Source organism: uncultured Azohydromonas sp. (genome assembly GCF_937926365.1).
In the GTDB taxonomy this organism is placed as follows: Bacteria; Pseudomonadota; Gammaproteobacteria; order Burkholderiales; family Burkholderiaceae_C; genus Azohydromonas.
Map to the genome: position 1 here is coordinate 46,033 of NZ_CALAOH010000169.1, position 13,299 is coordinate 59,331.

10 protein-coding genes are annotated in these 13,299 nt (G+C 69.8%); 5 read left to right on the forward strand and 5 right to left on the reverse strand.

Features of this window, described 5'->3' with window-relative positions:
• Window positions 1-42 precede the first annotated feature (42 nt).
• A complete protein-coding gene (locus Q0741_RS17870; RefSeq protein ID WP_298234543.1) occupies window positions 43-1,080 on the reverse strand; it encodes an AEC family transporter in 1,038 nt (345 codons plus the stop codon).
• Between the two features lie 137 nt (window positions 1,081-1,217).
• Here Q0741_RS17870 and cysQ point away from each other — a divergent pair, with 137 nt between their 5' ends.
• The gene (gene cysQ / locus Q0741_RS17875) at window positions 1,218-2,015 is read left to right on the forward strand and encodes a 3'(2'),5'-bisphosphate nucleotidase CysQ (protein WP_298234544.1); all 798 of its coding nucleotides are present in this window, start codon (window positions 1,218-1,220) and stop codon (window positions 2,013-2,015) included.
• A gap of 88 nt (window positions 2,016-2,103) precedes the next feature.
• Here the strand turns inward: cysQ and Q0741_RS17880 are convergent, their stop codons facing one another.
• The gene (locus Q0741_RS17880) at window positions 2,104-4,716 is read right to left on the reverse strand and encodes a DNA topoisomerase III (RefSeq protein WP_298234545.1); all 2,613 of its coding nucleotides are present in this window, start codon (window positions 4,714-4,716) and stop codon (window positions 2,104-2,106) included.
• Window positions 4,717-4,824: 108 nt separating this feature from the next.
• Between Q0741_RS17880 and Q0741_RS17885 the strand changes: the two genes are divergently transcribed.
• The 3 genes from Q0741_RS17885 to Q0741_RS17895 are packed head-to-tail and all read left to right on the forward strand — an operon-like array spanning window position 4,825 to window position 7,072.
• Window positions 4,825-5,313, forward strand: coding sequence for an SET domain-containing protein-lysine N-methyltransferase (locus Q0741_RS17885; protein ID WP_298234546.1), 489 nt, complete (start codon window positions 4,825-4,827; stop codon window positions 5,311-5,313).
• 47 nt (window positions 5,314-5,360) lie between these two features.
• Window positions 5,361-6,278, forward strand: a complete 918-nt coding sequence (locus Q0741_RS17890) for a biotin--[acetyl-CoA-carboxylase] ligase (RefSeq protein WP_298234547.1) — start codon at window positions 5,361-5,363, stop codon at window positions 6,276-6,278.
• Complete coding sequence (locus Q0741_RS17895; RefSeq protein ID WP_298234548.1) at window positions 6,278-7,072, forward strand: hypothetical protein; 795 nt, start codon at window positions 6,278-6,280, stop codon at window positions 7,070-7,072. Before Q0741_RS17890 ends, Q0741_RS17895 begins: the two co-directional genes overlap by 1 nt.
• 38 nt (window positions 7,073-7,110) lie before the next feature.
• On the opposite strand, the gene Q0741_RS17900 is transcribed toward Q0741_RS17895, so the two are convergent.
• From Q0741_RS17900 to tkt, 3 genes are all read right to left on the reverse strand, one after another.
• Complete coding sequence (locus tag Q0741_RS17900) at window positions 7,111-9,000, reverse strand: S8 family serine peptidase (RefSeq protein WP_298234549.1); 1,890 nt, start codon at window positions 8,998-9,000, stop codon at window positions 7,111-7,113.
• A gap of 182 nt (window positions 9,001-9,182) precedes the next feature.
• Window positions 9,183-10,181, reverse strand: a complete 999-nt coding sequence (gene gap / locus Q0741_RS17905) for a type I glyceraldehyde-3-phosphate dehydrogenase (RefSeq protein WP_298234550.1) — start codon at window positions 10,179-10,181, stop codon at window positions 9,183-9,185.
• Between the two features lie 75 nt (window positions 10,182-10,256).
• A complete protein-coding gene (tkt, locus tag Q0741_RS17910; protein WP_298234551.1) occupies window positions 10,257-12,305 on the reverse strand; it encodes a transketolase in 2,049 nt (682 codons plus the stop codon).
• A 178-nt stretch (window positions 12,306-12,483) separates the two neighbouring features.
• On the opposite strand from tkt, the gene Q0741_RS17915 reads away from it, so the two are divergent.
• Window positions 12,484-13,062 (forward strand): hemerythrin domain-containing protein, encoded by a 579-nt coding sequence (locus Q0741_RS17915; RefSeq protein WP_298234552.1) that lies wholly within the window; start codon window positions 12,484-12,486, stop codon window positions 13,060-13,062.
• The last annotated feature ends 237 nt before the right edge of the window (window positions 13,063-13,299 follow it).

Genomic DNA, 13,299 nt, shown 5'->3' on the forward strand with positions numbered 1-13,299 from the left:
CCCCGGTGGGGATTGGCGACGCCCTGCCCCTGCCCGCCGGGCTCAACCTCTCGCCATCACCATCGCCCACAGCGGCGCGGTGAGCGCGAAGGCCAGGGTGCACAGCAGCGTGGCGGCGGCGGTCTCGGTTTCCAGGGTGCGGTAGCGCTGGGCGAAGATCAGTGCGTTGCTGCCCGGCGGCAGCGCGGCGGCCATCACCACCACCGCCAGCGGCAGCGGCTCCAGCCGGAACACGAAGTGGCCTGTGAGCCACACCAGCACCGGCAGCACGAAGAGCTTCAGCACCGCGATGGAGAACACGCCGCGCAGCGTGCCGTGCAGGCTCTGGCGGCCCAGCGACAGCCCGATCAGCAGCAGGCACAGCGGCGCCACGGCGCTGCCCAGCAGTTGCAGCCACTCGTCCAGCGGCGTGGGCAGCGGCACGTCCAGGAGGTTCCAGGCCAGGCCGGCCAGCACCGGCAGCACCACGGGATGGATCAGCGTGGCGCGCAGCGTCGCGCGCACGGTGGCGCCCAGCGCGCCGTGGCCGCCGCCGGCACGGCGCAGGCGGGCGCGCGCCAGGTCGGCCTCGGCCAGCACGGTGCACAGCGTCAGCAGCGTGAGCGCGTGCAGGCTGACGATGGCCACGTGGATCGCCAGGCCCGCATCGCCGTACAGCGCCGCGATCAGCGGCACGCCCACCTGCACCGAGTTGCCGAAGCCGGCGGTGACGGCGCGCGTGGCGGGCACCACCGCCGTGGCGCTGGACACGGCCATGCCCCCGCCGCTCTGCAGCCGCCAGCGCTTGAAGCCATAGACCGCCAGCATCATCACCAGCAGCGGGCCATAGAAGGCGGCGAGCGTGCGCCACGGCATGTGGCTGAAATCCAGCCGCGCCATGGCGCGGAACAGCAGCGCCGGGATGAACAGGTACTGCGCCGCCGCGGACAGCACGCGGGTCGGGTCGGCCGCCGCCGCAACGGCGCCGCCACGCGAGCCGCCGCGTGCTCCGTCCGTGAGCCAACCCCAGCGCGCCGCGGCCCAGCCGAGCAGGACGGTGGCGAAGAGCGCGGGCAGCTTGTCGAGGACGGTGTCGGGCATGGGGGCGCGAGTATGGCGGCACGGTATTTACCCTTGTCCGGGTGGGCTGTGCGGGCCGTGCCTGGCGGAAGGACACCCCTAAAGGGAAGCAGACTCGCGCTTCCCCTGATTTCACTTCTCTTCTGGAGTCCTCCCGCATGAGCATGAATCCCACGCAGTCCCTGGAAGCCGTGTCCGCCGCCAGCCTGGACGCCATCGCCCGGCTCGCGCGCGAGGCCGGCGCGCTGATCATGGAGGTCTACGCCACCGACTTCGCCGTGCGCGGCAAGGACGACGCCTCGCCCGTGACCGAAGCCGACGAGAAGGCCGAGGCGCTGCTGCTCAAGGGACTGGCCACGCTGTACCCGGACATCCCGGTGGTGGCGGAAGAGGCGGTCGCCGCCGGCGGCGTGCCGGCGTCGGTGGGCGAGCAGTTCTGGCTGGTTGATCCGCTGGACGGCACCAAGGAGTTCATCAGCCGCAACGGCGAGTTCACGGTCAACGTGGCGCTGGTGCGCCACGGGCAGCCGGTGCTGGGCGTGGTGTACACGCCGGCGCTGGACCGGCTCTTCGCCGGTGCGCAGGGCCTGGGCGCCTACGTCGAGCAGGATGGCAAGCGCCGGGCGATCCAAGTGCGCGCGGTGCCCGAGGCCGGGCTGACGGTGGTGGGCAGTCGCTCGCATGGCGACGCGCAGGCGATGGAGGCCTTCCTCAACGGGCGCAAGGTAGCGGAGTTCCGCAGCGCGGGGTCGTCGCTGAAGCTGTGCCTGGTGGCCGCGGGCGAGGCGGACCTGTACCCGCGCCTGGGCCGCACCATGGAATGGGACATCGCCGCCGGCCACGCCGTGCTGGCCGCCGCCGGCGGCACGGTGCGCCGCGTGGACAACGGCGCCCCGCTCACCTACGGCAAGCCGGGCTTCGACAACCCGCATTTCGTGGCGGCGGGCAAGCAGTAAGGCCGACGGGGGCCCGGCCCCCTCACAAAAAAAGTGGCCGGCGGGCTCCACACCCGCCGGCCACCGTGTTTTCAGCCGCGCCGCCGGCTCAACCGGCCGCCACCTTCTTCGCCGCCGTCTTCTTCGCCGCCGGCGTCTTGGCCGCGCGGGGCTCGAACTCGAAGCCGACCTTGCCTTCCTTCTTGTCGTAGGTCAGGAAGGCCTTGAACTTGCGCCGCGTCTTGTTGGAGACGAAGTTCTCCAGCAGGTCCGTTTTCCCCGTGGCCAGCAGCTTGCTCATCTGCTCGCGCGCGACAGGCTGCTGCAGGATCACCTTGCCGGTCTTGAAGTCGCAGGTCACGTGCGCGCCCACGGCGTGCTCGCACACGTAGTTGGTGCCGTGCTCGTACACGTGGCCCTTGCACTTGGGGCAGCTGCCCAGGCTCTCCTGGTCGCTGAAGTCCACCTCCTCGCCGCCCTCGGCTTCCTTCTTCGCGTCCTCGCCGAAGTCGAACTCCATCTTCCAGTTGTTCTGTTCCTCGTCGCGCACCAGCCGCAGCTCGGCGGTGAAGGGCCAGCCGGCCTTGGAGCGAAAGCCTTCCAGCGGCCCGATACGGTGATCGCGCAACAACTGCTCCACCTCGTTGAGCTCGAAGCTGCGTCCCGCCGGGATCTTGCTGATGCTGAAGCCGCAGCCCGCGCCCTCGCCACCCTGCGTGCCGCCGTTGCGGCCCACGCAGCTGAAGCGGCGGTAGTTCTCCTTGATCACGCCACCGCAATTCGGGCAGGGCACGGACAGCGTCACGTAGTCGCCGGGAATGGTGTCGCGGTCGTACTCCTTGGCCTTGCGCACGATGCGCTCGGCCATCGCCGCGATGGCGGCCATGAACTCCTCGCGCTTGAGCCGCCCGTGCTCCATCTGCGAGAGCTGGTACTCCCAGTTGCCGGTGAGCTCGGGCTTGGTCAGGTCCTCCACGGCCAGGCCGCGCAGCAGCGTCATGAGCTGGAAGGCCTTGGCGGTGGGGATGAGCTCGCGGCCCTCGCGCAGCAGGTACTTCTCGGTGATGAGGCCTTCGATGATGGCCGCGCGCGTGGCCGGCGTGCCCAGGCCCTTCTCGGCCATGGCCGAGCGCAGCTCGTCGTCGTCCACCAGCTTGCCCGCGCCTTCCATGGCCGACAGCAGCGTGGCTTCGGTGTAGCGCGCCGGCGGCTTGGTCTTGAGCGAGAGCACGTCCACGGCCTCGGTGCGCACCAGCTCGCCCTTGTCCACCGGCACCAGCGAGGCGTCGCCTTGCTGCTCCTCGCGCCCGTACACCGCCAGCCAGCCCGGCTTGACCAGCACCTTGCCGTTGGTCTGGAACTGGTGCTCCTTGCCCTCGGCCTTCACGGTGCTGATGCGCGTCGTGACCATGAACTCGGCCGCCGGATAGAACACGGCGATGAAGCGCTTGACCACCAGGTCGTACAGCTTGGCCTCGACCTCGGTGAGGCTCTTGGGAGCCTGCATCGTCGGGATGATGGCGAAGTGGTCGGACACTTTCGCGTTGTCGAACACGCGCTTGGTCGGCTTCACGTAGCCCTCGGCCAAGCCCTTGCGCGCATGCTGCGAGAGCTCGCGCAGCGGGCCGGGCAGGTCCTCGTTGGCGATCATGTTGAAGGTGTCGCGCGCGACGTTGACGTAGTCCTCGGGCAGGAAGCGCGAGTCCGTCCGCGGGTAGGTCAGCACCTTGTGCTTCTCGTACAGCGCCTGCGCGATGGACAGCGTGGTCTTGGCCGAGAAGCCGAAGCGCGAGTTGACCTCGCGCTGCAGCGTGGTGAGGTCGTACAGGCCCGGGCTGCTCTGCGAGCTGGGCTTGGCCTCCTCGGTGACGCTGGCCGGTTGACCGCGCACCGCTTCGGCAATGGCCCGGGCCGTGGCCTCATCCCACAGCCGGTCGGCGCGGGCCTCGGCATCGTTGGGGTCCTTCTTCCACTTCGGGTCGAACCACTTGCCCTCGTACTGCCCGGCCTGGGCATCGAAGGTGGCCTTCACTTCCCAGTAGGGACGCGCGACGTGCTTGCGGATCTTCTCCTCGCGCTCGACCACGATGGACAGCGTGGGCGTCTGCACGCGGCCCACGGTGGTGAGGAAGAAGCCGCCGTCGCGCGAGTTGAAGGCCGTCATGGCGCGCGTGCCGTTGATGCCCACCAGCCAGTCGGCCTCGCTGCGGCTGCGCGCGGCGTCCGAGAGGCCGCGCATCTGCTCGTCGCTGCGCAGCTTGTCGAAGCCATCGCGGATGGCCTGCGGCGTCATGCTCTGCAGCCACAGGCGCCGGATGGGCTTGTCGATGGGCTTCTTGTCGCCCGCGGCGTACTGGACGATGAGGCGGAAGATCAGCTCGCCCTCGCGCCCGGCGTCGCAGGCGTTGATGAGCTCGGTGACGTCCTTGCGCTTGACCAGCTTCACCACCGCGTTGAGCCGGCTCTTGGCCTTGTCGATGGGAGCCAGCTCGAAGTGCGGCGGGATCACGGGCAGGTGGTTGAAGCTCCACTTGCCGCGCTTGACCTCGTAGGCCTCCGGGGCCTTGATCTCCACCAGGTGCCCGACCGCCGAGGTGACGACGTAGCGGTCGTTTTCGAAGTGATCGGCGTGTTTCTCGAACTTGCCGACCACAGGGGTGAGCGCGCGCACGATGTCCTGCGCGACGCTCGGCTTCTCCGCAATGATCAGGGACTTGCTCATGGTGCCTCTTGAAAAAGCCGCAGGCCGCCCCGGCGGCCTGCGTGCCTACAATCCGTGCTCTCTCGCGCGCGCATACGCATGCGTGCGCCCATGAAATCAATGTACCGAATGAAGCCCACCGTGCAAGCCGAGTCCCAACCCGCCCGCGGCCGCCGCATCCAGGTGCGCCGCTCCGGTGTGCACGGCAAGGGCGTGTTCGCGCTGCAGCCCATCGCCAAAGGCGAGACGATCCTCGAGTACAAGGGCGAGCTCATCACGTGGGAGGAGGCGCTGCGCCGCCACCCGCATGACCCGGCCAATCCGGACCACACCTTCTATTTCCACATCGATGACGAGCGTGTCATCGACGGTGGGCACGGCGGCAACGCCTCGCGCTGGATCAACCATGCCTGCGTGCCCAATTGCGAGGCCGAGGAGGATGAGGGACGGGTGTTCATCAAGGCGCTGCGCGCCCTGGAGCCCGGCGAAGAGCTGTTCTTCGACTACGGCCTGATCATCGACGAGCGCTACACCAGCGCGCTCAAGAAGCGCTTCGCCTGCCACTGCGGACACCGCAAGTGCCGCGGCACCATGCTGGCGCCTAAAACGAAGCGCTGAGCCAGCGCACCCGTGCACGCCACGGCACCGCCATGCGTTAACCAGTCATGAACGAATCCCGCCTGAATTGGCAAGCCGAGGCTTTGTGGCGGCAGCTGCAGCCGCTCCTGCCGGGGCTCTCGATCGAAGTGGTGGCGCATGCCGACTCCACCAACACCCGGCTGCTCGAACGCGCGCGGCAGTCCGGCGGACGCAGCGAGCGTGGCTACCAGCGCACGCCCGAGGCGCCGCCCGCGCCCAACGAGCCGCCCACCCCGCTGGGCCGGCGTGCCGACGACACCCAGCCCTGCCTGCTGGTGGCCGAGCACCAGACCCGTGGCCGCGGACGACTGGGCCGCAACTGGCAGGCCACCCCCGGCGCCTCGCTGACCTTCTCGCTGTCGCTGCCCTTCGACCCGGTGGACTGGTCCGGCCTGTCGCTGAGCGTGGGCGTGGCGCTGGCCGACGCGCTGGACCCGCTGCAGCCGGGCCAGGCCCCGCGCATCGCCCTGAAGTGGCCCAACGACCTGTGGCTCGTCGACCCGGCCGTGGTCGGCCGCAAGCTTGGTGGCGTGCTCATCGAAACCGTGGCCGTGGGTCGCCACCGCATGGCCGTGATCGGCGTGGGCCTGAACCTGCATCCTCAGCCCGTGCGCGACCTCGCCAACGGCTTCGCCAGCCTCGACGAGCTCGACCCCGGCGTCACCCCGCCGGCCGTGCTCCACCGCGTAGCGCTGTCGCTGGCCGAAGTGCTGCGCCAGCACGAGCGCGAAGGCTTCAAGCCCTTTGCCGAGCGCTACGCGCGGCGTGACCTGCTGCTCAACCGCCCGGTGAGCACCACCGCCCCGGTGTTCGAAGGCGTGGCCCGCGGCGTGGCCGAGGACGGCGCGCTGCTGGTGGAGACGGGGCAAGGGCTGCAGCGGCTGTCCAGTGGCGAGGTCAGCGTGCGGCTGTCCGGCACGTCCGTTGCGGACGGTGGGTCCTGATGCGCCGCCTGGTCGCGGCGCTGCTGCTGCTCAACCTCGCGCTGTTGACCTGGCTGCTGCTGGGCGGCAGCAGCGACCAGAAGGAGCGCGAGCCCACCCGGGTGCAGCAGCAGCTCAATCCCGATCGCGTGCGCGTGCTGCCCCCGGAGGACACGGCCAGCGACGGCGCCCCGTTCCACGTCGCCCAGAAGCCGCAGGACGGCGCCTCGCCCAATGCCGGGGACGCTCCCCTGGCGCCGTCCCCGGCTTCCGCGGTGGCCGCGGGCGTGGGCGCTTCCACCGCCGCCGGCGGGCTGGGACCGGTGACGGGCGCGGTGACGGCGCTGAATGCCGTGTGCCTGGAAGCCGGCCCCTTCGACGCGCAGAGCCTGCCCGCGGCCGAGGCGGCGTTGGCTGCCCTGCCCCGGGGCAGCTGGCGGCGCCAGGCGCTGGAGCCCGCGCCGGCCTACCTGGTGTACATGGGCCGTTTCTCTGACCAGAAGACGGCGCAGCGCCGGCTGCAGGACCTGCGCCAGCGCGGCGTCGAGGCGGAGCTGGCGCGCGACCTGCCGGCGCTGGAGCCGGGGCTGGTGTTCAGCCGCCACACCGAGGAGGCGCAGGCCGAGGCCGCGCTGGCGGAGTTGCAGGCCTCGCGCGGCCCGCACCAGGCGCGCGTGGTGCCCACCAGCGAGGCCGCGGCCGTGCTGCTGCGCGTGGAGCATCCCACCGACGAGGTGCGCTCCCAGATCGCCGCCATGGAGCCCACGCCGGCGATGCGCGGCGGCTTCAGGGGCTGCCGCAAGACGAAGAGCTGATGCGGCGGCGGCCAGTCCCCGCCGCGCGCCCACCCGGTTCAACGCCTCCGATTCGCCTCTTTCGCCCGCCGCCCGCCCCACAGCAGTACGCCTGACGCGGCCAGCAGGCCCAGCAGCCACGCCGGTTGCGTGGCACCGCCGCAGATGCCGTCGCTGCCGCAGGGACCCGCGGGCGTGTTCGGCGGAGGGGGAGTCACGGGGGGGTTGGCCGGCAAGTCCTGCGTTGCAGCCGCGTGCGCGCTGACCAGCTCGGCCGTGTTGATGTCGGCAGCCACACGCGTGGGCGCCCTGTAGCCCGTGGGATTGGCTGCGTAATTCAACGCCTCGACAGCGTCCAGGATGCCTGCGCCACAGGTGCTGGTGGTGCAGACGCAGCGCCCGGGGTTCTCGTTCGAGCAGGCGGCCATCGCCGGCGCGCCGTTCACCAACAGCGAGGACACCACGTGTGGCCGCGCACTGGCCTTGAGGCCGGCAACGATCTGGTCGGCCGTGAGCGCCGAGTTGCGGCTGAGCATCAGGCTGATCGTGGCGGAGACCAGCGGCGCGGAGAAGCTGGTGCCAATGACGCCTTCGTTCGTGTAGCCCGAGCCCACCGGCGACTGCAACCCGGTGTCGGTCGTGGTCCACAACCCGCCGTCGCCCAGGACAGTGTTCCAGGCGCCCTCGCGGTTGGTGTCATCGGGGTCGCCACCGACGGTGGAGACCGTCAGCGTGCCGAAGTTGGAATAGACGGCCTTGAAACCGTCACGGTTGAGCGCACCCACGCCGATGACGTTGGTATTGCTGCAGTTGGCCGGGCGCGTGGGGGCGGTGTGCTCGTTGCCCGCTGCGGCCACCACCACCGCACCCACCGCGCGCACCGCTTCGATGGCGTCCTGGTACTCGCTGCCGCAGGCTGCGGTGCTGCCGAAGCTGATGTTGATGATGCGCGCCGGGAAGGGATTGGCAGGCACGCCCGAAACCGGCAGGCCTGCCGCCCAGCGGATGCCGTCCGTGATGTCGCTCACGTCCGCGCCGCACTTGCCCGCCACCCGCACCGGCACGATCAGGTTGCCCTGGTTGGCACCCGCGACGCCACGGTTGTTGTTGGTTATCGCCGAGATCAGCCCGGCGATCTTGGTGCCGTGCCAGCTGCTGTTCTCCACCTCGCAGCCGCTGAATGCGCCTGAGGTGGTGGTGACGAAATCGCCGGGGTCGTGCGGATCGGGATCGCGGCCGTTGCCGTCACCAGCGTATTCGATGGTGCTGACGAAGTCGTAGCCGCCGATCCAGCGCCCCTCAAGGTCTTCGTGGTTGGTGATGCCCGAGTCCAGCACAGCCACGCGCGTGGCATCGATGTTGACGCCGGTGGCGATGCTCCAGGCTTCCTGGAAGCGCGGCACGCCGCGCAGGCGCTGCTCGATGGGCAACGCGTTGACCTGGGCGTTGCTCTGGGTGTTGAGCGGCTGGAGCCACCACTGCTGACCAAAGTCCGGGTCGTTGGGTCGGTTAGCGACCTGCAGCCGCCGCTCGCGCACGTTGGGCTCCACCCACAGCACGTCGCCACGCGCGGCCAGGCGGCGCGCCAGGCGCTGCGCCTGCTCCAGCGTCAGCGGCTTGTCGAAGCGCAGCACCTGCGAGGCGTGGCCGGTGGGGCTGATGGCGGGCGCCGAAGGCACGTCGATGGCGGCGCGGTCCATCGCGGCCTCGCGCAGCACGCGCTGCAGGCGCTCGCGGTGCTTCTCGCCCCGGGCCGAGCGCCGGTCGCGCGACAGCGCCTGCTCACGCTCCACTTCCGCGTGCGCGGGCGCGTCGCGCAGCCGCACGATCAGGCCGTTGACCGGCGCCGCGCCTGGGTTCTGGAACAGGGGCTGGGGCTTGGCCTGGGCCGCGCCGGCGGCCAGCAGCGCCGATGCCGCCAGGGCCGTCGCCACGGCCCCGTGTTTCATCGCTTTCCTCATGGTGGTCCTGAAGTCCGTCGCAGCGGGGGACTATAGGCCGGCACGCCAGAGCCCGGCTCCGGCGCAGGCCGCGGCGTTACGACAGCAACAGGAGGTACCTGGTCAGCGCACGCAAAAAAGCCGCCCGAAGGCGGCTTTCCATTGAAGCGGGTACGAAACCGCGCGGCCGATCAGCCGGCGATGACGCGCACCATCTCCAGCACCTTGTTGGAGTAGCCCCACTCGTTGTCGTACCAGGCCACGACCTTGACGAAGGTCTTGTCCAGCGCGATGCCGGCCTCGGCGTCGAAGACCGAGGTGCAGGGCTCGCCGCGGAAGTCCGTGGCCACGACCTTGTCCTCGGTGTAGCCCAGCACGCCCTTCAGCGCGCCCTGGCTCTGGGCCTTCATCTCGGCGCAGATGTCGGCGTAGGAGGCCTCGGCGTTGAGCTCCACCGTCAGGTCCACCACCGACACGTCGGAGGTGGGCACGCGGAAGGCCATGCCGGTGAGCTTCTTGTTCAGCTCGGGGATGACCACGCCCACGGCCTTCGCGGCGCCGGTGGAGGACGGGATGATGTTCTCCAGGATGCCGCGGCCACCGCGCCAGTCCTTGTTGGACGGGCCGTCCACGGTCTTCTGCGTGGCGGTGGCGGCGTGCACGGTGGTCATCAGGCCGCGCTTGATGCCCCACTTGTCGTTGAGCACCTTGGCCACGGGCGCCAGGCAGTTGGTGGTGCACGAGGCGTTGGAGATGATGGCCTGGCCGGCGTAGGTCTTGTCGTTGACGCCGAAGACGAACATCGGCGTGTCGTCCTTGGACGGGGCCGACATGATCACCTTCTTGGCGCCGGCCTTCAGGTGCTTCTCGGCGGTTTCCTTGGTCAGGAACAGGCCGGTGGACTCGACGACGATGTCGGCGCCGACTTCCGACCAGTTCAGCTCCTCGGGGTTCTTCACCGCGGTCAGGCGGATCTTCTTGCCGTTGACGATCAGGTTGTTGCCCTCGACCGCCACGTCGCCCTTGAAGCGGCCGTGCACGCTGTCGTACTTGAGCATGTAGGCCAGGTAGTCGGGCTCAAGCAGGTCGTTGATGCCGACCACCTCGATGTCGTTGAAGTTCTGCACCGCAGCGCGGAACACCATGCGGCCGATGCGCCCGAAGCCGTTGATACCGATCTTGATGGTCATGTCATCACTCTCCTGCAAAGAAAAACCGTTTCCGCCCGCCGCCGCCCGCGGGCGGCGCAGGCACTACCGAATCACTTACTTGCCCAGCACGGCACGCACGGTGGCGACCACGTTCTCGGCCGTGAAGCCGAAGTGCTTGAACAGCACGCCCGCCGGGGCGCTCTCGCCATAGGTGTCGATGCCCACCACGGCGGCGCAGCCGTACTTCCACCAGAAGTCGGTCACGCCCGCCTCCACGGCGATGCGCGGCAGCCCCTCGGGCAGCACCGAGACCTTGTAGTCGCGGCTCTGGCGATCGAACACGGTGGTGCTGGGCACCGAGACCACGCGCACGGCGATGCCGGCCACGGCCAGCTGCTGCTGCGCGTGCAGTGCCAGCTGCACCTCGGAGCCGGTGGCCAGGATGACGGCCTGCGCCTTCTTCTTCAGGCCCACCTCGCCGGGCTCGGCCAGCACGTAGGCGCCCTTGGCGATCTCGTCCAGACCAGCCTTGGGCAGGTAGGCCAGGTTCTGGCGGCTGAGCAGCAGCGCCGACGGGCGGGTCTTGCTCAGCAGCGCGGCGCTCCAGGCCACGGCCGTCTCGGCGGTGTCGGCGGGGCGCCAGACGTCGAGGTTCGGGATCAGGCGCAGCGCCGCGGCATGCTCCACGCTCTGGTGCGTGGGGCCGTCCTCGCCCAGGCCGATGGAGTCGTGCGTGAAGACGTGGATCACGCGCGCCTTCATCAGCGCGGCCATGCGGATGGCGTTGCGGCTGTAGTCGCTGAAGGTCAGGAAGGTGCCGCCGTAGGGGATGTAGCCGCCATGCAGCGCCACGCCGTTCATGACCGCGGCCATGCCGAACTCGCGCACGCCGTAGTTGATGTGGCGGCCGCCGTTGGGCTTGCCCTCGGCATCGAAGCGCAGCGCCGGGGTGCTGCTGGTGTTCGTGAGGTTGGAGCCCGTGAGGTCCGCGGAGCCGCCCAGCAGCTCGGGCAGCGACTTGGTGAAGAACTCCAGCGCGATCTGGCTGGCCTTGCGGGTGGCGACCGTCTCGGCCTTCTCGTGCGCGGCGATGGCGGCGTCCACGGCCACCTGCGCAAAGTTGGCGGGCAGCTCGCCGGCCATGCGGCGCTGGAACTCGGCGGCCAGCTCGGGGAAGGCGGCGGCGTAGGCGTCGAAGCGCTGCTGCCACTCGGCCTGCGCCGCGGCGCCGCGCTCCTTGGCATCCCAGGCCTGGTAGGCCTGCGCGGGGATCACGAAGGGCTCGTGGCTCCAGCCCAGCTTGGCGCGGGTGAGCGCGATCTCCTCGTGGCCCAGCGCCTCGCCGTGCGCCTTGGCGGTGCCGGCGCGGTTGGGCGAGCCGTGGCCGATGTTGGTCTTGCAGATGATCAGCGTGGGCTTGCCGGTGACGGTCTTGGCCGCTTCCAGCGCCGCGTCCACGGCCTCCACGTCATGGCCGTCGATGGGGCCGATGACGTTCCAGTGGTAGGCCTCGAAGCGCTTGCGCGCGTCGTCCACGTACCAGGGCGCGACCTGGCCGTCGATGCTGATGCCGTTGTCGTCGTAGAGGGCGACGAGCTTGTCGAGCTTCCAGGCGCCGGCCAGGGCGCAGGCCTCGTGGCTGATGCCTTCCATCAGGCAGCCGTCGCCCAGGAAGACGTAGGTGCGGTGGTCGACGACGGTGTGGCCTTCGCGGTTGAACTCCGCGGCCAGCAGCTTCTCCGCCAGCGCCATGCCCACCGCGTTGGTGATGCCCTGGCCCAGCGGGCCGGTGGTGGTTTCCACGCCGGGGGTGATGCCGACCTCGGGGTGGCCCGGGGTCTTGCTGTGCATCTGGCGGAAGTTGCGCAGTTCCTCGATGGGCAGCGCATAGCCCGTGAGGTGCAGCAGCGCGTAGATCAACATCGAGCCGTGGCCGTTGGAGAGCACGAAGCGGTCACGGTCGGCCCAGTGCGGGTCTTGCGGGTTGTGGCGCAGATGGCGGTCCCAGAGCGCTACCGCCATGTCCGCCATGCCCATGGGCGCGCCGGGATGGCCAGAGTTGGCCTGCTGTACGGCGTCCATCGCCAGCGCGCGGATGGCATTGGCCATCAGGGTGCTGGGATCCTGGGCGGCTTCTTGGGGGAGATCGGCGACGAGGTCCATGCGGTTTCGAGCTCGTGGGCAGCAAAAACGCGGATTTTATGCCGCCCCCCAAACGGCGCCTGCCTCTGGGGCCCAGCGCGCTTCATGAGCGTGCGCATCCGGCACCGGAAAGGCATTGATCAGCATCAATGCGCGCCAACCTGGTGCTGCCACGCTGCAAGGGCACAAGGAGGTACCCATGCGCCACGCTTCGCTGACGATCATCAACGACGAGCACCAGGCCCTGGCCGCCATGCTGCGCTCGCTGTCCATGCTGCTGGCCCAGTCGAGGCACGAGCAGAAGATGCCCAGCTTCGAGCTGCTGCGGGCGATGCTGTTCTACATCGACGAGTTTCCCGAGCGGCTGCACCACACCAAGGAGACCCAGCTGCTGTTCCCGCGCCTGCGCGAGCGCTGCCCGGACCTGGTCCCGGTGCTGGACGCGCTAGACGCTGACCACGCGCAGGGCGAGCACGCCATCCGCGAGCTGGAGCACGCGCTGCTGGCCTTCGAGATGATGGGCGAGACCCGGCGCGAGGCCTTCGAGGCCGCGGCCGAGCGCTACATCAACTTCTACCTGGCGCACATGGGAACCGAAGAGAACCTGGTGCTGCCCGCGGCGGAGAAGCACCTGCTGCCCGAAGACTGGGCCGAGCTCGATGCCGAGTTCGAAGCCAACCGCGACCCCCTTACCGGCCACGAGCCCGACCAAGCGTACCGGCCACTGTTCACGCGCATCCTCAACATGGCCCCGGCGCCAATCGGGCTGGGGAGCTGAGGCGGCGCGCACGCTTTTTCTCTCCCACACCAAGGACGCCGGCCTCATGCCGGCGTTTTTGTTTTCGAGGCGCACTTCCCTCTGGCGTACCGATCGCCTCCCGCCTCCCGCAAGCCGTAACCGCCTGTCCCCTGCATCGTCATCCTCGCGCAGGCGGGGACCCGGGCGGCCCTGCGCCGGAGCGAAGCACGGGCGCAGCGAGCCGAAGTACGAAGGCCCCCGCAGGCCACCCGATAC